19 protein-coding genes and 1 other annotated feature are annotated in these 23909 nt (G+C 43.6%); of the genes, 11 read left to right on the forward strand and 8 right to left on the reverse strand.

Annotated elements, in window-relative coordinates:
• Positions 1–216: 216 nt before the first annotated feature.
• The 3 genes from clpB to rluD all read right to left on the reverse strand — a co-directional run bounded on the left by clpB (position 217) and on the right by rluD (position 4600).
• Complete coding sequence (clpB, locus tag AACT18_RS08245; protein ID WP_026027339.1) at positions 217–2793, reverse strand: ATP-dependent chaperone ClpB; 2577 nt, start codon at positions 2791–2793, stop codon at positions 217–219.
• Positions 2794–2900: 107 nt separating this feature from the next.
• A complete protein-coding gene (gene pgeF, locus AACT18_RS08250; protein ID WP_094124812.1) occupies positions 2901–3626 on the reverse strand; it encodes a peptidoglycan editing factor PgeF in 726 nt (241 codons plus the stop codon).
• Entirely contained in the window at positions 3626–4600 is a 975-nt protein-coding gene (gene rluD, locus AACT18_RS08255) for a 23S rRNA pseudouridine(1911/1915/1917) synthase RluD (protein WP_013857530.1), read from the reverse strand. Before rluD ends, pgeF begins: the two co-directional genes overlap by 1 nt.
• Before the next feature lie 155 nt (positions 4601–4755).
• Between rluD and bamD the strand changes: the two genes are divergently transcribed.
• The 6 genes from bamD (at position 4756) to yjjX (ending at position 11771) form a co-directional block, all read left to right on the forward strand.
• Positions 4756–5481, forward strand: a complete 726-nt coding sequence (gene bamD / locus AACT18_RS08260) for an outer membrane protein assembly factor BamD (RefSeq protein WP_094124813.1) — start codon at positions 4756–4758, stop codon at positions 5479–5481.
• Positions 5482–5929: 448 nt separating this feature from the next.
• Positions 5930–6256, forward strand: coding sequence for a ribosome hibernation-promoting factor, HPF/YfiA family (gene hpf / locus AACT18_RS08265; protein WP_026027341.1), 327 nt, complete (start codon positions 5930–5932; stop codon positions 6254–6256).
• A 109-nt stretch (positions 6257–6365) separates the two neighbouring features.
• Positions 6366–6484, forward strand: a sequence feature (Phe leader region).
• A 12-nt stretch (positions 6485–6496) separates the two neighbouring features.
• The gene (gene pheA, locus AACT18_RS08270) at positions 6497–7675 is read left to right on the forward strand and encodes a prephenate dehydratase (RefSeq protein ID WP_094124814.1); all 1179 of its coding nucleotides are present in this window, start codon (positions 6497–6499) and stop codon (positions 7673–7675) included.
• Between the two features lie 215 nt (positions 7676–7890).
• Positions 7891–8937: a polyamine ABC transporter substrate-binding protein gene (locus tag AACT18_RS08275; protein WP_094124815.1), complete on the forward strand. Its 1047-nt coding sequence runs from the start codon at positions 7891–7893 to the stop codon at positions 8935–8937.
• Positions 8921–11272: a putative bifunctional diguanylate cyclase/phosphodiesterase gene (locus AACT18_RS08280; protein ID WP_094124816.1), complete on the forward strand. Its 2352-nt coding sequence runs from the start codon at positions 8921–8923 to the stop codon at positions 11270–11272. The genes AACT18_RS08275 and AACT18_RS08280 overlap by 17 nt, the downstream gene beginning before the upstream one ends.
• A complete protein-coding gene (gene yjjX / locus AACT18_RS08285) occupies positions 11244–11771 on the forward strand; it encodes an inosine/xanthosine triphosphatase (RefSeq protein WP_094124817.1) in 528 nt (175 codons plus the stop codon). The genes AACT18_RS08280 and yjjX overlap by 29 nt, the downstream gene beginning before the upstream one ends.
• Positions 11772–11795: 24 nt before the next feature.
• Here the strand turns inward: yjjX and trpR are convergent, their stop codons facing one another.
• Both trpR and AACT18_RS08295 read right to left on the reverse strand, forming a co-directional pair.
• Positions 11796–12095 (reverse strand): trp operon repressor, encoded by a 300-nt coding sequence (trpR, locus tag AACT18_RS08290; protein WP_094124818.1) that lies wholly within the window; start codon positions 12093–12095, stop codon positions 11796–11798.
• A 58-nt stretch (positions 12096–12153) separates the two neighbouring features.
• On the reverse strand, positions 12154–14103 hold the full coding sequence (locus tag AACT18_RS08295) for a transglycosylase SLT domain-containing protein (protein WP_141138032.1): 1950 nt from the start codon (positions 14101–14103) through the stop codon (positions 12154–12156).
• A 259-nt stretch (positions 14104–14362) separates the two neighbouring features.
• On the opposite strand from AACT18_RS08295, the gene ettA reads away from it, so the two are divergent.
• Positions 14363–16030 carry an energy-dependent translational throttle protein EttA gene (gene ettA, locus AACT18_RS08300; RefSeq protein ID WP_010319161.1) on the forward strand — a complete coding sequence of 556 codons (1668 nt, stop codon included), beginning with the start codon at positions 14363–14365 and terminating at the stop codon, positions 16028–16030.
• A 190-nt stretch (positions 16031–16220) separates the two neighbouring features.
• A complete protein-coding gene (locus AACT18_RS08305; RefSeq protein WP_013857542.1) occupies positions 16221–16598 on the forward strand; it encodes a PilZ domain-containing protein in 378 nt (125 codons plus the stop codon).
• 45 nt (positions 16599–16643) lie between these two features.
• Here the strand turns inward: AACT18_RS08305 and tyrA are convergent, their stop codons facing one another.
• Both tyrA and AACT18_RS08315 read right to left on the reverse strand, forming a co-directional pair.
• Positions 16644–17771 (reverse strand): bifunctional chorismate mutase/prephenate dehydrogenase, encoded by a 1128-nt coding sequence (gene tyrA, locus AACT18_RS08310; protein WP_094124820.1) that lies wholly within the window; start codon positions 17769–17771, stop codon positions 16644–16646.
• An 11-nt stretch (positions 17772–17782) separates the two neighbouring features.
• A complete protein-coding gene (locus AACT18_RS08315) occupies positions 17783–18862 on the reverse strand; it encodes a 3-deoxy-7-phosphoheptulonate synthase (protein ID WP_010319158.1) in 1080 nt (359 codons plus the stop codon).
• 375 nt (positions 18863–19237) lie between these two features.
• Here AACT18_RS08315 and AACT18_RS08320 point away from each other — a divergent pair, with 375 nt between their 5' ends.
• Positions 19238–20917: a sensor histidine kinase gene (locus tag AACT18_RS08320; RefSeq protein WP_026027451.1), complete on the forward strand. Its 1680-nt coding sequence runs from the start codon at positions 19238–19240 to the stop codon at positions 20915–20917.
• Positions 20918–20926: 9 nt separating this feature from the next.
• Positions 20927–21643, forward strand: coding sequence for a two-component system response regulator BtsR (btsR, locus tag AACT18_RS08325; protein ID WP_094124821.1), 717 nt, complete (start codon positions 20927–20929; stop codon positions 21641–21643).
• Between the two features lie 54 nt (positions 21644–21697).
• On the opposite strand, the gene nagZ is transcribed toward btsR, so the two are convergent.
• Positions 21698–22684, reverse strand: coding sequence for a beta-N-acetylhexosaminidase (nagZ, locus tag AACT18_RS08330; RefSeq protein ID WP_094124822.1), 987 nt, complete (start codon positions 22682–22684; stop codon positions 21698–21700).
• A gap of 98 nt (positions 22685–22782) precedes the next feature.
• Here nagZ and AACT18_RS08335 point away from each other — a divergent pair, with 98 nt between their 5' ends.
• Entirely contained in the window at positions 22783–23895 is a 1113-nt protein-coding gene (locus AACT18_RS08335; protein WP_047690203.1) for an anhydro-N-acetylmuramic acid kinase, read from the forward strand.
• Positions 23896–23909 lie beyond the last annotated feature (14 nt).

Below are 23909 nucleotides of genomic sequence, written 5' to 3' on the forward strand. Positions count from 1 at the left end.
ATCGCGTGTGCGCTAAGCTCTTTTCGTCCCCCATTGGGACCCCCTTTCAATTCTTAATTAACTCTTGCAGTTGCCAGACCACAAGACGTTTTTATCAAATTGAAAGGGGTTATATAACTGACTTATAGCTGTAAGCTTTACGGAACCCCCAGCCTAGCTGGGGGTTTTCTCGATACAACAAAAAGGGCCATTTCTGGCCCTTTTGAATGTAAATGTTTAGTCTTGATGAGCAATAATTTGGTCATTGCTAACAACTAGCTTAACTTTTTTATCCGGTAGGATTCTTCCTGCCAAGATTTCTTTCGCTAATGGATTTTCAACGCTTTGTTGAATAGCGCGTTTCAATGGTCTTGCTCCGTAAACAGGATCAAACCCAACTTGAGAAATCAGCTCTAACGCTTTTTCAGATACCTCAAGCTGATAACCTTTCTCTTCCATTCGTTTACCAAGACGGGCTAATTGAATAGAAGCGATCGATTTAATTTGTTCTTGCGCCAACGGATGGAATACTACACTTTCATCCACTCGGTTTAAGAACTCTGGTCTAAAATGTTTACCTACAATCTCCATTACCTCTTTTTTAATGCCTTCATAATCCAAGCTTGCGAATTTTTCTTGAATTTGCGAAGACCCTAAGTTTGAGGTCATAATTACCACTGTATTACGAAAATCAACTGTGCGTCCTTGTCCATCAGTTAAGCGCCCATCATCTAATACCTGTAGTAGGATATTAAAGACATCAGGGTGTGCTTTCTCAACTTCATCCAACAAGATAACCGAGTACGGTTTACGACGAATAGCCTCGGTCAAGTAGCCACCCTCTTCGTAGCCCACATAACCTGGAGGCGCGCCGACTAATCGCGCTACTGAGTGTTTTTCCATAAACTCAGACATGTCGATTCGCACCATGGCATCTTCACTATCAAACATAAAGTTTGCGAGTGTTTTACACAATTCAGTTTTACCCACACCAGTTGGCCCTAAGAATAAGAAGGAACCAATCGGTCTATTTGGATCAGATAACCCAGCTCGGCTACGGCGAATCGCATTTGATACCACTTCGACGGCTTCAACTTGTCCGATAACTCGTTGATGCAGCGCATCCTCCATTTGCAGCAGTTTTTCTTTCTCAGCTTCCAGCATTTTAGAAACTGGAATACCAGTTTGCTTTGAAAGCACTTCCGCAATTTCTACATCAGTTACTTTGTTGCGCAGCAAAGTCATCTCTTGCATTTCAGCTTGAGTTGCAAGGTCGAGCTGCTTTTCAAGTTCAGGAATTCGGCCATATTGAAGTTCTGACATACGGTTCAAGTCACCCGCTCTACGTGCGAAATCCATATCCATACGCGCTTGCTCTAATTCGGACTTAATATGCTGTGTACCCGAAAGAGCTGCTTTTTCCGCATTCCAAACTTCTTCCAGCTCGGCAAACTCGCGCTCTTTCACTTTTAACTCTTCGTTTAACACCTGTAAGCGTTTTTCACTCGCTTCATCGTGTTCATTCGTTAGCGCTTGTTGCTCAATTTTCAGCTGAATAATTTTGCGCTCAAGCTTATCTAAAGATTCTGGCTTTGAATCTATTTGCATTCGAATACTTGAAGCGGCTTCATCGATCAAGTCAATCGCTTTATCGGGCAACTGGCGATCAGAAATATAACGGTGCGATAAACTCGCAGCAGCAACAATAGCGGGATCGGTGATCTCCACATGGTGATGGAGCTCATAACGCTCTTTCAAACCACGCAAAATAGCTACTGTGTCTTCTACGCTAGGTTCATCAACCAGTACCTTTTGGAAACGTCGCTCAAGTGCCGGATCTTTCTCTATATATTGACGATATTCGTCTAAAGTGGTCGCACCGACGCAGTGTAGATCTCCTCGAGCCAGAGCGGGCTTAAGCATATTCCCCGCATCCATTGCGCCTTCGCCTCGACCTGCACCGACCATAGTGTGCAACTCATCAATAAAGAGGATGACATTACCCTCTTCTTTCGCTAGCTCGTTAAGCACCGATTTTAAGCGTTCTTCAAATTCACCACGATACTTAGCCCCTGCGACCAAAGACCCCATGTCTAATGACAATACTCGACGACCACGTAGACCTTCTGGTACTTCATTATTAATAATGCGCTGCGCTAACCCTTCCACAATCGCCGTTTTACCTACACCGGGCTCACCAATAATCACGGGGTTGTTTTTGGTCCGGCGTTGCAATACTTGAATGGTGCGACGAATTTCATCATCACGCCCGATGACAGGATCAAGTTTGCCTTGTTCCGCTCGTTCAGTTAGATCTATTGTGAATTTCTCAAGCGCTTGTCTTAGCTCTTCTGCATTTGGATCATTCACTTTCTGACCTCCACGCACTTTTTCTATTGCTTCAGAAACTTTTTTCTCGGTAAGCCCTATTTCTTTGAGTAATTGACCAAGCGCGCCCTTATCTTCTAGTGCGGCTAGCAAAAACACTTCCGAAGAAATGTAGGAATCTTGCCGTTTTTGCGCGAGTTTATCGCACAAATTGAACATAGTACCCATTGCGCTAGAAAGCTGAACATCACCACCGATACCGCTAACTTTTGGCAAACGGTCTAATATCTCACTGAGCTTCGAGCGCAATTGCATAACGTCCACACTTAACATAGTAAGAAGTGGACGAATTGGACTGCCATTTTGATCGAGCAATGCCACCATCAAATGAACAGGCTCGATATATTGATGATCACGGCCTAATGCCAATGATTGAGCATCAGAAATGGCAATTTGAAATTTGCTTGTAAATCGATCAAGACGCATACCAACTTTCCTCACCTTAATTGAGAAACTAATCTTACGTAGCTAAAGATGGCTACGCACTAGTGCTTTTTCAAGGGGCAAGTTAGGGAAGATTGATCTTGCGTAAGTTACTCTTCGATCCAAATAAATGAAGCTTGGCGACCTGTGATTCTGTCGCGTCGATAGGAATAAAACTGATGAGGATTATGGAAGGTACAAAGGCCGCTATCTGATATTTCTGAAACACCGCATTGATGCAACCTTAACGTGGCTAACTGTGCAATATTTGCTAGCCATTTTCCATTCTCTTGAAGAGAAAATGCGGCCTTTGCTTTGGTATTTTGATCAACAAAGGCATGGTATACATCATCACCGACTTCAAATGCCGTAGGACCGATAGCAGGACCGAGCCAAGCAAGGATATCACTAGAAAATTTGGCGAGCGTATTTTCGAGTATCCCATTAGCTAAACCGCGCCAACCAGCATGAACTGCAGCCACTTCGCAGCCTTGGTGATTAGTGAGTAGAACAGGTAAGCAATCAGCGGTCATTACAGAACAAACCACATTATGCTGACGGGTAAAAACACCATCGGCACTCAGAATCTGCTGAGTAGGTTGAGTAACCTCTAGCACTTGTGTTGAATGCGTTTGTTCAAGCCAAATAGGTTCAGAGGGCATCGCCGCTTGCTGCGTTAGCCATTGGCGATTTTTTTCAACGGATAAAGGATCATCCCCAACATGCATGCCTAAATTCAGCCCTTGATAAGGAGCTAACGAAAAGCCACCGACTCTAGTCGAGGAGAAAGCTTTTACATGTTTAGGTGCATTCCAGTTAGGGATGATCTTCTGCATTAGAACTCGTCTTTTTTATTCAACTTAGTATCTACGCGTAAAGCTTCCGCCATAATGATCATATCGTCAGGTACTGGCGCATGAAACTCTAGCATTTCACCAGTCACAGGATGCTCAAGTCGAAGCATAACGGCATGCAAAGCCTGACGATCAAAACCACGGATCATATCGGTCAGCTCTTGCGTTGCCCCTTTCGGAATCCTAGCGCGGCCACCATAGGCGGTATCCCCAAGCAAAGGATGCTGTAAATATGACATATGCACACGAATTTGGTGAGTACGGCCCGTTTCTAAACGCAACCGAAGGCGAGTATGTTCACGGAAATGCTCGGCCACACGATAGTGAGTTACCGCTGGTTTACCCATCGGGCTTACCGCCATCAATGTACGTTTTGTTGAGTGGCGGCCAATCGGCTTATCGATCATCCCACCAGCAGTCATAGTACCGATCACAATCGCTTCATATTCACGCGTAATCTTACGCTTTTGCAACGCTCGAACTAAGTGTGTTTGTGCAGGAACCGTTTTAGCGACCACCATTAGACCAGTCGTATCTTTATCCAAACGATGCACAATCCCCGCACGAGGTACTTCTGCAATAGCTGGATAGTGGAACAACAGTGCATTTAACACTGTGCCATCTGGAGTACCCGCGCCTGGATGAACGACAAAATCTCGTGGTTTGTTGATGACCATAATATCGTCATCTTCATACACGATATTTAAAGGTATATCTTGCGCTTCCCAACGCTCTTCATCTTCAAGCTCGGCTTGGACCGTAATGATTTCTCCCCCCATGACTTTCGTTCTTGGTTTAGTGATCACCTCACCATTGACCTGAACTTTGCCTTCTAAAAGCCACTCTTTTAGACGTGAACGAGAGAAATCTGCGAATAATTCAGCGACAGCTTGGTCTAAACGTTGACCTAACTGGCTATCTTTTACTGTATTTGTTAATTCAATCTGCTGAGCCATATCGAACTTTTTTAAAAACCGTGAGACTAATAGCGTCTAGTATGGATAAAATATGGCGTCATTGTATCTGTTACTGCTAAGAAAGTAACGAAACGATTTGTAAAGCGATTACGCACTCAATTAAGAAGCATTAATTCAAGGAAACGACTCCTGTCATGAAACACCACACTTTATCAGGCTTACTCGCATTATCACTGTTATTTGGCTGTTCAAGCAGCGAAGAGATTGTCCCTGATGTGCCGCCTTCTGAATTATACTCAGAAGCGCAAACCTCACTGCAAAGTGGTAACTGGTTAACGGCCATTCAAAAACTTGAGGCGTTAGATTCACGTTATCCCTTCGGCGCGTATTCAGAACAAGTTCAACTTGACCTTATTTACGCTTACTACAAAAACGATGATCTTGCGTTAGGTTTAGCGACCATTGAACGCTTTACCCGTTTGAATCCAACCCATGAAAAAATGGATTGGGTACTCTACATGCGTGGTTTGACGTATATGGCGCAAGATCGCAACTTCATGCATGACCTATTTAATGTCGATCGCGCGGATCGTGATCCAGAACCGGTAAAAGCTGCGTTTGCTGATTTTAAGAAACTGCTGCAACGCTACCCAACAAGCCCTTATGCAGAAGATGCTCATAAACGCTTATTCGCGTTAAAAAATAGGCTGGCTGAATATGACCTTGCCACAGCTGATTTTTACTTACGCCGTGAATCTTGGATTGCGGCCATCAACCGTGCTCAGGAGCTACAAAAAACGTATCCAGACACTGAAGCGGCTCGCAAATCATTACACATTCAGTTGGAAGCGTATAAACAGCTCAAACTGAACGATGCCATTGCCAGAACTCAAAAGTTAATTGCACTCAATCCACAATAGTTTGCAATAAGCTTAGGTACGCCATGAAAACCACTCACGCTTTGAGTGGTTTTTTTATTTGGAGTCGATGGGAATAATAACACGCCAGCAAAAGACGGCTGGAAAATGAGTGGTGCAGGGAAAACTGAAATAAAAAGGGAGGTGTTCAAAACATCGTTAGAATAAAGATCACAAAAAACACTTGAATAAGAAATGAGCAGCGCTCTTTTTAGGCCGCAAAAACACCCTAAAAATGGGAAATTCTTAGCTTGATCTTTTAACCAATCTATCCAGATTGATAGGAATCACAAGCTTTTTCTTTACTCTTTGTCAGCACTCTTTGCGTGAGATCACGTTTAAACTCGCCCTTTGAAATCACATTCAATAAAGTGATCTATATCACATTACTTTAGTATTAAATCAGTAATCTGAAGTTAACCCATGAGGGATGCAACAGAGGAAAACATCTATGAAAGTAACTATCACTGGTAAAAATATCGACATCACCTCTGCAATCCGCACTCACATTGAGAGCAAATTTAAAAAACTAGAAAAATGGCAAGTGGATATCATAGGATGCCAAGCTAGCTTTAGTGAAGAGCCCAATAAACAAAAAAGATTCGAAGCTATTATCACGGTACCCAAAGGACAATTAGTCGCTTCTGCAACCCATGAAGATCTTTACGCAGCTATCAATGAGGTAGAACAAAAATTAGAACGCCAACTCAACAAACTGCGCCATAAACCGGAAGCTCGTCGTACCGACAAACCGGAAGTAGAAGAAGAAGTTGAATAAAGTTTAATATGATGAAAAATAGCGCTTTCAAGCGCTATTTTTTTGCTTGACGCTCTACGGTTGCTTGCTTATTGTGTCTTTACATTCAAAGAGAAATCACCTTCTTATGCACTTAACCTCACTGTTCTTTTTTGACTTCTTTTTTCTCCAATAACCTTGGAGGCATGGTCGTTGACAGAAGATAAGTCAAAAACGAACAGGAAGCCTCCCACTGGGAGGCTTTTTTACAAGGACATTTTTATGACTGAAAAGCACTATTCACTTGAAGAGATCCGCTTGCGACTGAACGAGCTTGATGATCAACTGCTGAACCTACTGGCAGAGCGTCGAAAGTTCAGCATTGAAGTCGCTAAAAGCAAAGTGGAAACCGCAAAACCAGTGAGAGATGCAATACGTGAACAGCAACTTTTAGTCAAATTGATTAATACTGGTAAAGAAAAATACAATTTAGATGCTCAGTACATTACTAAACTATTTCATACCATCATTGAAGACTCCGTCTTGCTACAGCAAGCATACTTGCAGAATCTAGCCAATCCGCAACTAAGCCGTAAACCGCTGGCAAGGGTTGCTTTTTTAGGTGCTAAAGGTTCTTACTCCCATCTTGCAACCCGTGAGTACTTCAGTCGTAAAAATACAGAGTTGATCGAACTCAATTGCGATCAGTTTAAAGAAGTAACTAAAACAGTTGAATCGGGTCATGCCGACTATGGAGTATTGCCGATTGAAAATACCAGTTCAGGTTCAATTAACGAGGTGTATGATTTGCTACAACATACTACCTTGTACATTGTCGGTGAGCTCACTTTACCGATTGAGCACTGCTTGGTCGCCACCTCTGAATTACGTTTGGAAGAGCTCAAAATTCTTTATTCACACCCACAGCCCCACCAGCAGTGCAGCGAATTTTTAAGCCGCCTAAAAGGCGTTACACTTGAAACCTGTGTGAGCACCGCTGATGCGATGCAAAAAGTACAGCAGCTTAATCGCAACGATGTTGCCGCAATTGGCAATGCCTCCAGCGGTAAACTGTACGGCTTACAATCGATCAAATCTAATATCGCCAATCAAACAGAAAACCAGACTCGCTTTATTGTTGTTGCGCGAAAACCAGTGGAAGTCTCTACTCAAATTCCAGCGAAGACGACATTAATCATGTCGACATCGCAACAAGCTGGTTCACTTGTTGAAAGCTTGTTAGTGCTGCAACGCTACGGCATCAATATGACCAAATTGGAATCGAGACCTATTATGGGTAATCCTTGGGAAGAAATGTTCTATGTTGATCTTGAATCACATCTTGATTCCATTGAAATGCAGCAAGCATTGAATGAGCTAACAAAAATCACTAAGCATTTAAAAGTATTAGGTTGCTACCCAAGCGAAAATGTTAAACCGACCCAAGTAAAACTTCAATAATCACATTTAAGTCAAATATTTGACAGAAGTCAGCTGACAGACATCAACATAGTTCATATAATGCCCAATCATTTCACACATAATTAATCACTATGTTTTGGGCTGTCAGCCTACTTTGAATTCACGGAATATATTCCGCACGTCATAAGATATCTGTGACACTTTCATTGTGAACGATGCCCTTTTCCAATAAATAAGGTTCATCTACTTATATCATGATGAAAATCCATCCTTTGGCTTTAATGCTATTTCTGCTAGGCATTTCAGCGCACATTCGAAGCTCAGAGCTCAATATTTATTTGTGGGAAGACACTATGTCACCGCAAATCGTTGATCAATGGCGGCAAAGCAGCGGCATCGATATTAATCTATATCATTTTGATAATGACGATGAACGCAGTCTATTGATGGTCAAAAGTGTCCAGCTGCCTTTTGATATTGTAGTGTTAGATAACGTATCAGCTCTTATCTACTCTCGGCTCAACACCTTTGAAGATCTTCGTGCTCTACCGAATAGAAAGCATAATGATACGAAATGGAATCAAGCGTGCGGTAGCCACGCCGTTCCCTACTTTTGGGGAACCGTAGGCATCGTCTACAAAAAAAGTAAATTTCCAGCCAAACCCAAAAACTGGGCTGATCTCATCGACATGCCACCAGCACTCCAAGGCCATGTGGGTATGCTTCACGATACAGTTGAAACCCTGCTGCCAGCATTGTATGCCCAACAACAATCGCCAGTTACAAATCACGATAATGCACTGAAACAGGCTTATCAAAAGATGCTATCCGTGAATCGCAATATCTTAACCTATGAATATATATTGAGTTACGTCCGAAGCCATCCTGACAGTGATGGCTTAGATATGGCACTCGCATACAGCGGTGACCAATTTTCATTGAATAAGTATTTTGGCAGCAATGATTGGGATTTTGTCACCCCGCAAGGCCGACCCTATATTTGGGTTGATTGTTTAGCCATCAACAGCAATTCAAAAAATAAAGAACATGCAAAAGAGTTTATAAACCACTTATTGAGCCCAGAAGTTGCCGCAATAAATGCAAAAGATATTAAAGCTGCGACACCAAACTTAAGTGCCCTAAATTTAATGCCAGATAGTTACCGAAATGATGCATCATTATTTCCAAACCCAGCTTTGTTAGAGCAAGGCATTATTGATAGCGAATTGCTCCCTGCCGATATTAGTTTGAGAGCAAAAATCATTAACAGTATTTTGGAACAACATGAAGCTCAACAATAGAATTCTGTTGCTGATAACACCGGTTATTCTTCTCAGTGCAGTGGCATCTAGTTACATTATCTACTCCAATCAGAAAGATGCTTTGCTGAAAAGAGAAGAAAGCTATCTTCAACTGAGTATGGAAAAACTCGCGGGTCACTTTCGTCAGACCCAATACCTGGTGAATAGCTACGCTTACACCCTAACGAAAAGCGATATCATTCGTCACTACGTTGCACATGAGCGCAACCCTTATCGAGAGTTAGAACTGGTTGATAACTTTCAGCAAACATTGGAGATTCTCCAATCACAAGAGAATAATTTTATTGCGTTATCGATTTTGGATGGCAGCAAAAATGTTCTTTATTATGCCGAAAATAGTGGTGATCCCTTCGCCAAAATCGATACAAAAATTCTCAACCACATACAAGACACTTTCGATAGCACACAGAAAACCTCTTATGTTGACTATACGACAAATTCCAGCGGTGAAGGTATTCTAGTTCGGTATGATGTTTTAGATACTCAAACACTTACGACACCGCTTAGCTATAACCGCGATAAAATTTTCTTTGTTGTTGTTTTCGTCGTACTAGAACCCTTTAATCGACTGATGAAGAAAATAGAATTTGATAACCGAAGTACCATTTTTTTCACTGACGCAGCGGATATTAAAAAGGTAGGATTAACGCAAACTGTTGAATTGAAATCAGATCTTTATGCCACGCTTGATCCTGCACAGTATCTAATTAACGACAAACTTTATGCCATTAAAAAACGGTTAGCGTTGTCGTTTGGAATATCGACTCTAGTGACTGTGTTGCTGCTTTTGTATTTATTATACCGGCATGTAATCAAGCCCATATCCCAATTAGATCAACAATTGAAAGAAGTAGAGAATAAGCAGCGTGACAATATCGAAACTCTCAAGAGTAACGATGAAATTGGCCGGCTATCCTCTCGTTTTTACGATATGTATCAGGAACTTGATACCACATATAAGAAAACAAAAGCACTTGCCGAGTACGACCACTTAACAAAACTTGCCAATCGCCACCACTTTCAACAATCGGTAGAAAGAGTGCTAGCAAAAGCAAGACACACAGATAACATCTGGGTTTTGTATATTGATTTAGATAATTTCAAATACGTCAATGATAAATATGGACATCAGATTGGTGATGTATTGTTAGTCAATTTTGCACAGCATATTGGCTCATTGCGCAACTTTTCCTTTGAAAAGTATCAAGTTAAAAGTTTAGCTGCTCGACTCTCTGGGGATGAGTTCTCAATTTTTATCTCTGCCCCTAGTACGTTTAAACAAGCCGCAAGCGAATTTGCAAGCCAGTTACTGGCTCCACTACAAAATCAGCACAATTCACCACTCGGGAACTTCCCAATTACAGCAAGTATCGGCATAGCCACCTACCCAACCGATGGCTATACCTTAGAAAAATTATTATCTAATGCTGATACGGCCATGTATCAAGCAAAAAATGCTGGGAAGAACCAAATAGCTTACTACTCGCCAGAGCTCAATAAGGGTGTTCAGCGCAGAGCCAATATTGAGCAAGCATTACGCCGAGGTGATTTTGATCAGGAATTTAGCTTGGTCTATCAACCTTATTTAAATCGTGCTGGCAATACAGTCTCAGGATTTGAAGTTTTACTTCGTTGGGAATCCAACCTGCTCGGTACGATTTCACCAAAAGAATTTATTCCGATAGCCGAACAAACCGGGTTATTTGGCAACATTGATCGCTGGGTCGTCCGTTCAGCTTTCGAGGAGTTCCATGCACTGCAAGCGATGTTTGAACACCCTGTTCAGTTATCGATTAACCTTTCATCAGCAGAATTAAACTCTTTACAGTTAGCTCATTACATTCATAAACATGCGCAGGAGAATGCAGTTCCTCCCCATTTGATTGATTTTGAAATTACAGAAACTTTTTCTGCCAATTCAAAAGGTTTTCCACTGCTTCACGAACTATCGCATTTAGGCTACGGATTGGCGATTGATGATTTCGGTTCTGGTTACACCTCCATTACTCAATTGGTGCAATATCCAGTACAAAAAATTAAGTTCGATCGGCTTTTTTTAGATACACTCATCACCACTGACAATCACAAGATCATTAAGCCTTTGATCGAACTTTGCCACTCTCAATCAATGCAAGTCACAGCTGAAGGGATTGAAAGTAAAGAGATGCATAATTGGCTTGCTGATTACCAATGTGATTTCATGCAAGGCTATTATTTTGCCAAACCAATGCCATTAAATGCGTTGGTTTCATGGTATCAACAACAAAAAGAGTTAAACGCTGTTTATGAAAAATGTGATCATTGCCTCTCTTAACCCGGCCAAAATCAATGCAGTCAAAAGTGCATTTGAAAGTACCTTTCCGCTGGATACTTTCTCATTTAAAGGGGTGAGTGTGCCCAGTGGTGTCGCGGATCAACCGATGACAGATGAAGAAACCCATCAAGGCGCACTTAACCGAGTACGAAATGCGAAAGAGCAAGATCCCACGGCAGATTATTACGTCGGGTTAGAAGCGGGCATTGAGAATACAGTGACTTTTGCGTGGATGGTGATTGAATCCGCCACTCATCGAGGAGAATCGCGTTCAGCCAGCTTAATGCTACCACCTCAAGTATTGAAGCTGTTAAGCCATGAAAATGAGCTAGGCGATGTGATGGATAAACTGTTTGACTGCCAAAATATCAAACAGAAAGGTGGGGCGATCAGCCTGCTCACTCATAACCAACTCACTCGCAGCTCGGTCTACCATCAAGCATTGATCCTCGCGTTAATCCCTTTTATCAACTCAGAGCATTTCCCTGCTAATTTATAAAAGGTTGGCAAACTCAAGGAACCCTTAAGACACCTTGAGTAGCAGAGCGGCTAATTGCGACTTTTCTTGTTCTGATTTACTTTTGAGCTCATTTGAGCCACGCGTAATGGTCGCAATTCCCACTCCGAGCAATTGGCTAATCTGCCGCTGTGATAACTCCCCTTTAAGTAGCTCACATAAGATGTTCGCACGCGCCACGAGCACATCTCGCTCATCTGGGGTCATCATCATGGTGAGTAGCATTGCGTGCTGCTCTTGCTCTGTGGCTGATTTAACCAATTCCATTAGCTGCTGCCAATCAGTGTACTCAGGTTGGTGTGGCATGAATGTACTCGCAAAGTGATACGTTCCGCTATTGTAGAACTTTCACTTCGTATTGGAATTAATATTTTGTATTGAGCTCATCTTGGTTGAGAAATTCACCTTCAATCCCCATCAAATCTCGATAGTAAGTCTCAAACATCAAAATATTTTGCACATACCCGCGGGTTTCCCGAAAAGGGATCGCTTCAATAAAAGCGTAAGCATCTAACTTGCCTTGTGTTTTCTCTCGCCATTGATTGACGCGATTTGGCCCAGCGTTATAGGCAGCAAATGCAAAAATTCGATTGTCGCCGTATTGCTCTAATAATCCATTTAAGTAATGGCTGCCTATTTCGATATTTTTGCCCACCTCATATAACTCTTGCTCATCGTTATAGGTCAGCTGATATTTTTTAGCCGTATACTTAGCCGTGCTCGGCATAATCTGCATGATACCACGAGCGCCAACGGGCGATTGAGCCTCAACATCCATTCCACTTTCTTGACGAGCAAGTGACATCAGCATAATTGGGTCAATGTCGTGTTTTTGGCCATAGAAGTTAAACCACCATTGATGGGCTAATGGAAAACGCAATTGCATGTTGTCCCACATCCGCGCCGAAATAGAGGCTGTCACAGTTAAACTATACCAACGTTGGGAGTCGGCGTAGGCCGCTAGCATCTCTTTTTCTTTTGTATCTGCACGATCGAGTAACCATTTCCATTCACTTTTTGCAGCCGCGATTTTATCTCGTTCAATCAACTCTTGGATCCGTACTAAGGCTTTTTTATACGGCGTCAATAAATTGGGATTAAGCTTAATCGATGTACTGGGATAATTTACTGACTGTTTCACCATATTAGCGGCCGCGACACTGTAGAAATTACGTTGCCCAATCATCGCATTTAAACGTTGTAATCCTTTGGCTTCATCACCCAACGCAATATCAGCGCGCCCAAGCCAATATTGCCAACGTAAGCTGGCTTTTTCATCAGCGGGGAGCTGCTCTGTCCAGAATTTCACTTCATCCCAACGACCAACGGTCAGTGCCTTGCGGATCCTCTGCTCGAGCAAAAGACTGTTTGAGCTTTGCGCTATCACACTATCTCGCCAGTTTGCGAGTGCTTGCTCCTCGGTATCAAGCAATATTCTGGCTATATATTCTGCAATAGGACGCTGATAAGCATCCGACAGTATTTTCTGATCGAGAAGAGTTTGGTACACACTTTGCGCAAGCTTTGCATCTTGGCGTGCTAGCTTTTCTAACGCAAATTGAATCGACTGCTGATTAAACGTGCCATCGGTGTATTGTTTAGCAAAAGTCAGCACATTTTCTGGCGAGCGGTAGAGATCCATCATCGCTTGCGCTGTCGCCTGTGATTTTGGCTTAACTAATTTTTTCTGTAAGTATTTCATTAGCGTTAAATTACGCCCATCAAACGCCAATAACATTCGTTTAAGCAACCAGTCATCGGTTAACCCGCCTTGCTCACTCCATGCGGTGAAGAGTGGATCACAGGCGTCAGAAATGCTACTGCCACTGAGCCATAGTTTTTGTGCGCCTTTGAACGCAATATCTCGCTGGCCTGTTTGGTAATGCGCATTGTAGTAATGACAGCGATAAGGCTCATCATTCGGCTCCACTTTTTGAAAATCAAGCAAGGTGGCCCATTTTCCTTTCGCCGCCAACGCATCTAGATACGGTGCTCGAATGCGGTTTGAAAACGGGAAATCTTGATGTGTATCGATAAAAACCTGAACCGCTAATGGCGGTTTATTACCAATATCGACCAGCAGAGATCGATAATCCAGATAAGGCGTCAATGGATAGTTTTTGATCTTATTTCTAATTTTTTTAGCTTCATCAACTTTATCTTCATCAAGCCACCTCTGAGCTTGATCGTACAGCTCTCGTTGACTATCCAAATCCTCTATTGCGCCTGAAAACGCGGTGCCGCACACCAAGGAGCTCAACGCTAATATTGATGATAACAATCGCTGCGGTCTTATAAAATGCATGAGCGCCATGTGCTCTCGTCCTATCCAAAGCAAGGGAATTTCCGTTTCATTACGCTGATTCTAGATAAAAAAGTAAAGGCCATAGATGTAAATAATATTAAATTCATAAAAGTGCGACATATGAACTTAGTAACTTAATGTTTCGTTACTTTTTTATCGATGAAAAACACCATCTAAGCTCTAAAAATTAGGTACCTAGTAACAAATGCGATCGCTTTGGTATAAAATGACCACTTTCTTCTGTTACTAAGATTAGGAACAATCGGCAATGGCTGAATACGTATATACCATGTCGCGGGTGAGTAAAATTGTCCCGCCTAAGCGTCAAATTCTCAAAGACATCTCTCTGAGCTTTTTCCCTGGAGCTAAAATTGGTGTTTTAGGTCTCAATGGTTCAGGTAAATCCACCCTGTTACGTATCATGGCTGGCATCGATACTGATATTGATGGGGAAGCACGCCCGCAAGCAGGATTGAAAGTCGGCTACTTGCCTCAAGAACCAGTACTGGATGAATCAAAAACCGTGCGTGAAGTGGTGGAAGAGGCCGTTTCTGATGTGGCTGGCGCACTAACTCGCCTCGATGCTGTTTATGCGGCATATGCAGAACCCGACGCCGATTTTGATGCCTTAGCCAAAGAGCAAGGTGAGCTCGAGGCTCTGATTCAAGCCAAAGATGGCCATAATTTAGAGAACGCTTTAGAACGTGCGGCCAATGCACTTCGTCTACCAGAATGGGATGCTAAAATCGCCGTTTTGTCTGGTGGTGAGCGCCGCCGTGTGGCGATCTGCCGTTTGCTACTTGAAAAACCAGACATGCTGCTGCTTGACGAACCAACCAACCACTTAGACGCGGAATCTGTTGCTTGGCTAGAGCACTTCCTTGTCGACTATTCAGGCACAGTCGTCGCCATCACCCACGACCGTTACTTCCTTGATAATGCTGCTGGTTGGATTTTAGAACTTGACCGCGGTGAAGGCATTCCTTGGCAAGGTAACTATACCTCGTGGCTCGAACAGAAAGATGAACGCTTAAAACAAGAATCATCTCAAGAAAGTGCTCGTCAAAAAACGATTGAAAAAGAGCTGGAATGGGTTCGTAAAAACCCGAAAGGCCGCCAAGCAAAATCCAAAGCACGTATGGCACGCTTTGAAGAACTTAATAATACTGAACATCAAAAACGTAATGAAACCAACGAACTCTTCATACCGCCGGGCGAACGTTTAGGTGACAAAGTATTGGAAGTTCGTAACTTAACCAAATCGTTTGGTGATCGCGTACTGATTGATAATTTATCATTTAGCATGCCGAAAGGAGCGATTGTCGGCATCATCGGTGCTAACGGTGCGGGTAAATCAACGCTGTTTAAAATGCTAAGTGGCGTAGAGCAACCAGATTCTGGTGAAATTGAATTGGGCGCAACCGTGAAATTAGCCTCGGTTGATCAGTTCCGTGACAGCATGAACGACAAAAATACCGTCTTCCAAGAGATCTCTGAAGGGGCGGATATTATCAAGATCAACAATTTTGAAATTCCTGCGCGTGCTTACTGCTCTCGCTTTAACTTCAAAGGCGTCGATCAACAAAAAGTGCTCGGTCAGCTATCGGGCGGTGAGCGCAACCGTGTTCACTTAGCCAAATTGCTTAAAGCTGGCGGCAACGTCCTATTACTCGACGAACCAACCAACGATCTGGATGTTGAAACGCTACGCGCATTGGAAGAGGCGCTGCTGGAATTCCCAGGTTGCGCCATGGTTATCTCGCACGACCGTTGGTTCCTAGACCGTATTGCGACCCACATTCTGGACTACCGTGATGAAGGTGAAGTGAAATTCTATGAAGGCAACTACAGCGAATACACTGAGTGGTTAAAACAGACGTTGGGCGCTCAAGCGGCTGAACCACACCGCATTAAATACAAGCGTATGACCAAATAACTCTGTATTTGAAGTCTTTGGCCGCAATCTATTGCGGCCTTTTTGTTACTTGTACATCACGCATCACACAACAAGATGCAGGATTCGCGACACTGCCTTCAATTAGGTCTAAACTTAATGGGTATAATTTTTCAATGATCGATACAGAGCCGAAGCTGGCACAGGTCAACGCTCAACAAGAGAGAGTACCATGATTGAAAGACGTCGCTTTTCACGCATCATCTATCAGATGCCTGCCACCTTATTGCAAGGTAAACATACCGTCACCACAACGATTCAAGATTTGTCGCTGCATGGGCTATTGCTCTCATGCCCTGACGCGGACAAATTAGTGCTCAATGAAATGGCACAAGTCCATTTCACACTACCAGACAGCGATGTCACTATTAATCTAGTCGCCAAGTTGATCCACATTCAAAACAACATTATTCGTGTCAGCATCAATCACATTGATATTGAAAGTATTGGCCATTTGAAACGTTTAGTTGAATTGAACATGGGTGATGAAAGTTTGCTCCATCGCGAACTGGAATACTTGTCTGATTTAGGGGATGAACCGGAAGAATGAGCGGCGGCCGTATTCACAACAACCGCACTCGCCGTTCAGACAGCCTTAAACACGATGAATGGCATCGTTCGCTTGTTTTAACAAGTTTTGACTTTCAAGCATAAATTGTTGTGAATAACTGCCAAACCAATCACTCACTTTGCTAAAGTTTTCCACAAAAGCTTGCTTCTCACGCCCGTCAAGTAAGGTTAACGCCTCACCAAAACAAGTATGAAAACGTTTTATCATCTCAACGTTCTCTTCCGATGAGAAAATGATATCGCCATACAAGTGAGGGTCTTGACCAAAAAGCCGTCCAACCATCGCCAGTTCTAAACGATAAATCGGTGAACTCAGCTGCAGTAATTTTTGGATATTCGGATTTTCTTTAGAAAGGTGTAAACCGTATACAAATGAAGTGAAGTGACGCAGTGCTTGGATCAAGGTCATGCCGTGATCGTGTTCTGCGGCATCAATCTGGCACAAACTCGCTCCCCATATCGAAAACTGTTTTAGCAACCACTGATAACTCTCTTCTCCTCGCCCATCGCAATAGACGATCACTTGCTTGGCCATACTAGGGACATCTGGGCCAAACATTGGGTGCAATCCAACCACTGGGCCAGAGTGTGTTTTAAGCATCGCCTGTAGCGGCTTAGACTTAATCGATGTGAGGTCGCACAAAATACAATCGGCAGGCAAATGAGCAAGTTTTTCAATCACACCGACGGTTAAGTGAATAGGAACCGTCACTACAACCAAACCGGCATCATGCAGTATCTCATCGGCTTGATGCCAATCTTTACTGCCTAATACTTTCACCTGATAGCCCGACAGTTTGAACATACGGCCAAATAAGCCACCAAGTTGACCATGACCGCCAATAATCACCACAGAGCGCAGCTCTGGGTTTAAGCACTTAAAGCCAGAATCCTTTTCACTGGCATAAGATTCACGCATAGTACGGCGCAAAATATCTTCAATCAGTTGCGGCGGGACGCCTTTTCTTTCCGCTTCAGCGCGGCGAGAAGCCAGCATCGCCGCTTCTCGATCAGGAGCATAAATCGGTAGACCATGTCGGCTCTTGACCTCCCCCACCTTTTCAACCAAAGCTAATCGGCGTGCAAGCAGCTCGACCATTTGTTTATCGACAGCATCAATTTGATCACGTAATTCGTTAAGTTCAACAGCCATGGCACTTCCCTTTATTCACCTTTTTTTAGGCGATTTTCTAAGAACGGAACGAGCTCTTGATGAGCATGTCGTAATAGTGCCTCAGTTGATGACCAATTAATACAGGCATCCGTAATCGATACACCGTATTCCATTTCGTTGCGAGGAAGGTCAGAAGATTGATTACCTTCATTGAGGTGACTTTCAATCATCAAGCCAATAATAGACTGATTTCCTTCACGAATTTGATGAATCACATCTTCAGCGACTAACGGCTGACGACGGTAATCTTTACGTGAATTAGCATGGCTGCAATCCACCATTAACGACGCATCCAATTTATGTTTTGCCATCTCTTGCTCACACTCGGTGACCGACACTGAATCGTAGTTGGTTTGCTTACCGCCACGTAAAATGACATGTCCATTTGGGTTGCCTTGAGTGGTAAGTAAGGCCACTTGCCCTTCACTATTAATGCCCATAAAGCGGTGGCTGGATGACGCCGCCTGCATCGCATTGATTGCCGTTGCTAAATTGCCATCGGTGCCGTTTTTAAACCCAATCGGCATCGACAAACCACTGGCCATTTCCCGGTGTGTTTGGGATTCCGTAGTGCGTGCACCAATCGCCGCCCAACTGAATGTATCAGCTAAATATTGAGGGCTGATCGGATCAAGCGCTTCGGTCGCCAGAGGGATCTCCATCTCCGCTAGCTCAACTAACAATTGACGACCAACGTGTAAACCATGTTCGATATCAAAACTGCCATCAAGATGAGGATCGTTAATCAGCCCTTTCCAGCCAACCGTTGTACGCGGCTTTTCAAAGTAAACACGCATGACAATGTACAGTTGATCACTCAACTGCTCTGAGAGTGATTTCAAGCGCTTTGCGTACTCTTTTGCCGCATCAATATCATGAATAGAGCAAGGACCGCACACCACCAGTAAACGGTGATCTTTTTTATGGATAATATTGGCAATTGTCTGACGAGAGTGTTGAATGAACTGGCGAGCTTGATGACTGAGCGGCAGCTTAGCTTTTAATTGTTCCGGAGTGATCAACACTTGCTCATCACTGATGTTAATATTACTTAGTTCACTTTTTTGCATCTCATCACCTGTAATTATTTGTTTACACAAAATCTTATTGCATACCTAAACACCAATGAAAGACAAATTAACAGGCTTTAAAAACATTTCAAGTGTAAATTTAAAAAAACATTATGTGTAAAAATAAAATTACATACGTATTTATCTTCTATTAAAGCAAAAAATATAAGCTGACGCGTATTTTATTCTCTCTATCTCACCTAAAATAGTGAGGATGAATCGTAAATCATACCCAAAGAGATTGGTGTTACAGTCTGGCCATCCGTACATAAATCCTAATGTATATAGAAAACTCTACGCTTAGGAAAATGAACAAAGCCAATACCACTGTAGCTTCAAGTGAAAAGGGGATCACCAAACCAACGGGTTTTTGACATGGATTTAATTCTTTCCTTACTGCAACAGATGTGTGTTTACCTCGTTCTCGCTTATATGTTGAGCAAAACACCCATTTTCTTGCCGCTGCTTAACATTTCCAGTCGAATTAGCCACAAAATCAGTACCTATGTTTTGTTTTCCCTCTTTTGCATCATGGGCACCTATTTTGGTTTGCAGATCAACGATGCGATTGCCAATACGAGGGCGATAGGTGCCGTTATGGGTGGGTTATTTGGTGGCCCCATTGTGGGGTTTGCGGTTGGATTTACTGGCGGTATGCATCGCTACACTTTAGGCGGTTTTACCGATGTGGCATGCGCTATTTCAACCACTGCAGAAGGGTTGATTGGTGGATTGCTGCACACCTATTTACTGAGAAAGGGCAAAGGGCGACTCCTGTTTAGCCCCAGCATTGTCTTTGCCGTAACACTGTTTGCTGAGATAGTGCAAATGTTGGTAATTTTGTTAGTCGCTAAACCGTTTGTTGATGCATACGCCTTAGTCTCGACCATCGCCGCGCCCATGATCATCGCTAACTCAGTCGGCGCGGCGCTATTCATGAGCATTTTACAAGACAGAAAAACCATTTTTGAAGAGTATTCCGCCACCTTTTCTCGTCGCGCACTGAATATTGCTGAGCGTTCAGTTGGCATTTTGGCCAACGGTTTTAATCCACACAATGCAGGTAAAGTCGCTCGAATTGTTTACGAAATGACCAATGTTGGCGCGGTATCCATCACCGATAGAGAAAAAATACTCGCGTTTATCGGTATCGGTGATGACCACCACAAACCCAATACGCCTATCTCTTCACAAAGTACACTGGATGCGATCACCAAAAACCGTATTATTTACCTCGACGGAAAAGATTCCCCTTATCAATGCTCACTCTCTAAAAACTGCAAACTCGGTTCAGCGTTAATCATTCCACTTCGAGCAGGTGATCGCGTAATTGGAACCATAAAGCTGTACGAGCCGAAGCGTAAACTTTTTTCAACCATTAACATGTCAATGGCGGAAGGGATTGCACAATTACTGTCGAGCCAAATTCTGTACGGCGAATACCAACAAAAGCAGATGCTGCTTTCTCGCGCCGAGATCAAACTGCTGCATGCTCAAGTCAACCCCCACTTTCTGTTTAATGCGCTCAATACCATTAGTGCCATCACCCGCCGTGATCCCGACAAAGCGCGAGAACTTATCCAGCATCTTTCGCACTTCTTTCGTAGTAACCTCAAACAAAATATTGAGACAGTGACTCTTAAAGAAGAATTAGCACATGTCAAAGCCTACTTAACCATAGAACAAGCGCGTTTTGCCGATCGCCTTGAAGTGGATATTGCCATCGATGATGCATTACTGCTTGAGCGCAATGTACCCAGTTTTACTCTACAGCCACTGGTAGAAAATGCGATAAAGCACGGCACCTCTAACTTGTTAGAAGGCGGACGGGTACGAATCTACAGCCAAGCGCAAACGGAAGGATACAAAATTGTAGTGGAAGATAATGCGGGCAGTTACCAAGCTCCGAATGAAGATTACGATGGTTTAGGCATGCAAATTGTCAATAAACGCTTAACTAATAAATTTGGCGAACAAGCCGCACTAAAAACGGAAGTATTGGCTAATCAATACACACGAATGAGCTTTCTCATTCCTCATCAAGGATTTAACTAAGGGAATAACATGCTATCGGCACTGGTTATTGATGACGAACTGCTCGCTCGGGAAGAACTGACTGAGCTACTAGAAGAGACGGGCGATGTTGATGTGATTGGTCACGCCAGTAATGCGATCGAAGGGTTAAAAAAAATCAATCAGCTAAAGCCAGACGTGGTGTTTCTCGACATCCAAATGCCACAAGTTACTGGCATTGAGCTGCTAGGGATGCTTGACCCAGATACGATGCCCAATGTGGTGTTTGTCACCGCTTATGATCAGTATGCGCTGCAAGCGTTTGAGGAAAATGCGTTTGATTATCTACTCAAGCCAGTTGACCCTGAGCGCTTAAAGAAAACGCTGCAACGTTTAGTTCGCCAAGGGCACAAAAAGCAGGATTTTCCGATTTTATCACCAGCAGGGTTAGATCAAGTTCCCTGCATTGGATTAAATCGAATTGTGATCATTGCCACCAAAGATGTCGAGTTTGCTTTGAGCGACATCAGTGGTGTTCATGTGCAAACCCATTTACAACGAGCCACCAGCCAATTAACGCTCAAAATTTTGGAAGAAAGAACGCCACTGGTTCGTTGTCACCGCCAGTATTTAATCAATACTAGGGCGATTAAAGAGATCAAATTATTGGACAATGGGCTGGCGGAAATCATCACCCTTAGTGATCACAAAGTGCCCGTCAGCCGACGTTATCTAAAAAATTTAAAAGAAGTTCTGGGTTTTCACTAACCGCAACGAATAGAAAATAACGGCGCTGAAGCTTTCACGCACAGCGCCATTTTTTTACTCACCAAGCAGTCGTTTCATCGCTTCTGAAGCTTGCTTCCACTGTTCAGTACTTTGCAGTTGAGGAAGATTAAAAGCACGACGTTTGAGTAGAGACTCAGCCGCTGGCACATCCAAAATCGGCAAATTATCCAACACTTCAATTTGATCTGCGCGTTGATTGCACACTAAAATCATGTCACATCCAGCGGCTAGCGATTGATGCGCGCGCTCGGCAGGACCGCCCATGACAGATGCCCCTTCCATTGTTAAATCATCAGAAAAGACTAATCCTTTGAACCCTAACTGCTGGCGAAGTACTTGCTTCAACCAAAACCCAGAACCGCTGGCAGGTTGATCATCATAGTGAGGATAAATCACATGTGCAGGCATCATGGCATCGAGCACTCCAGCTTCAATCTGCGCTTTGAATATTGCCATGTCCTCTTCCATCACCGTGCTGCGCTCATCATAGGGCGTCTCAAGATGCGAGTCAGCGATTACCCCGCCGTGACCGGGAAAGTGTTTACCTGTTGTTGCCATGCCAGCCTCTTTCATGCCTTGCATATAGGCTGAACTGTGGCGAATGATGCTCTGTACATCATCACCAAAAGCACGATTACCAATCGCTTTACATGCATGACCTTTATCCAATACAGGAGCAAAGCTGAGATCAATATCATGAGCAATCAACTCCGCCGCCATCAGCCAGCCACCTTGGCGAGCTAATGCTTCACCATTATTCTGCTTGGCATACTGCTGCGCGGCAGGGATCAGCGAAAACCCATCACGAAAACGTTGTACTCGCCCACCTTCTTGATCGACACCAATCAAAATCGGACGTTTTGCTGCGTGGCGAATCGCTTTATTAAGCGCAAGCAACTGCGCGTTATCGTGATAATTACGCGCAAAAAGAATGACCCCGCCGACAGTGGGATGCTCAAGAATATCTTTGTCTTCAGCGCTCAATTCACAGCCTGCCACATCTAGCCACAACGGTCCCATGCTCACTCCAAAAATTTACTTAAACAGTTAATTTAACGAGGTTATTCGCTTTGAATTTCTATTACAATGATTTTGTTTTCGAGTTGAAGGAGAAGCGAATGAAGAGCATTGAACGCTACATTGGTGTGATGTCTGGCACAAGCATGGATGGTGTCGATACAGCACTGGTCGAAATGGATGGCAACCAAATTCGTTTATTGGCTCACGCTGATTTCCCAATGCCAGAAGATCTCAAACAGCGTTTGCTGAATGTCTGTATTGGGCAATCAACCAATGTGCAAGAGATTGGCGAGTTAGACCACTTGCTCGGCCATCTGTTTGCTGATGCAGTCATCGCTTTACTGGCTCAATCAGGCTATCAAGCGTGCGATATTCGCGCGATTGGCTGCCATGGCCAAACGGTTTTTCATCAACCCAACGGTAATACGCCTTTTACGATGCAACTCGGTGATGCCAATATCATCAGCAACAAAACTGGCATCGACACGGTGGCTGATTTTCGTCGCAAAGATATGGCGCTCGGCGGCCAAGGAGCTCCATTAGTCCCTGCATTTCACGACACCATTTTCAAATCAACCGATTCGAGCGTTGTAGTACTCAATATTGGCGGCATCGCTAATATTTCGGTACTGCGGCCGCAGCAAAAAGTATTAGGCTACGATACGGGCCCGGGCAATATATTGATGGATGCGTGGTGCTTTGAACAGACAGGCCATAAATTTGATGATAATGGCATGTGGGCGAGATCGGGAAAGGTACACCAACCACTACTCGAACGTCTCAATCAAGAGCCGTACCTTGCGTTGAATGCACCGAAAAGTACAGGTCGCGAGCTGTTTAATCTCCCTTGGCTTCAGCAGATATTGGCTGAGTTTTCGTTAGCAGCAGAAGATGTGCAACGTACACTCTGTGAATACACAGCACTCACCATCGCCACGCAAGTCGCACACTACCAATGTGGGCCAGCGCCGGAATTGCTGCTGTGTGGGGGCGGTGCCCGTAACCCGCTATTGGTTGAACGTTTGCAGGCCCATTTAGCACACTGGCGCATCATGCCCACCAGCGATAAAGGGGTGGATAGTGACTACATGGAAGCAATGGCTTTTGCTTGGCTTGCTCAACGTCGTCTGCATAATTTACCCAGCAATCTACCAGAAGTAACCGGAGCAAGCGCTCTCGCTTCGTTGGGTGTGGTCTATTTTACTCATTAATAAGTAAGGAATGG

This window comes from Vibrio sp. V04_P4A5T148 (assembly GCF_963875605.1).
Taxonomy (GTDB): Bacteria; Pseudomonadota; Gammaproteobacteria; order Enterobacterales; family Vibrionaceae; genus Vibrio; species Vibrio anguillarum.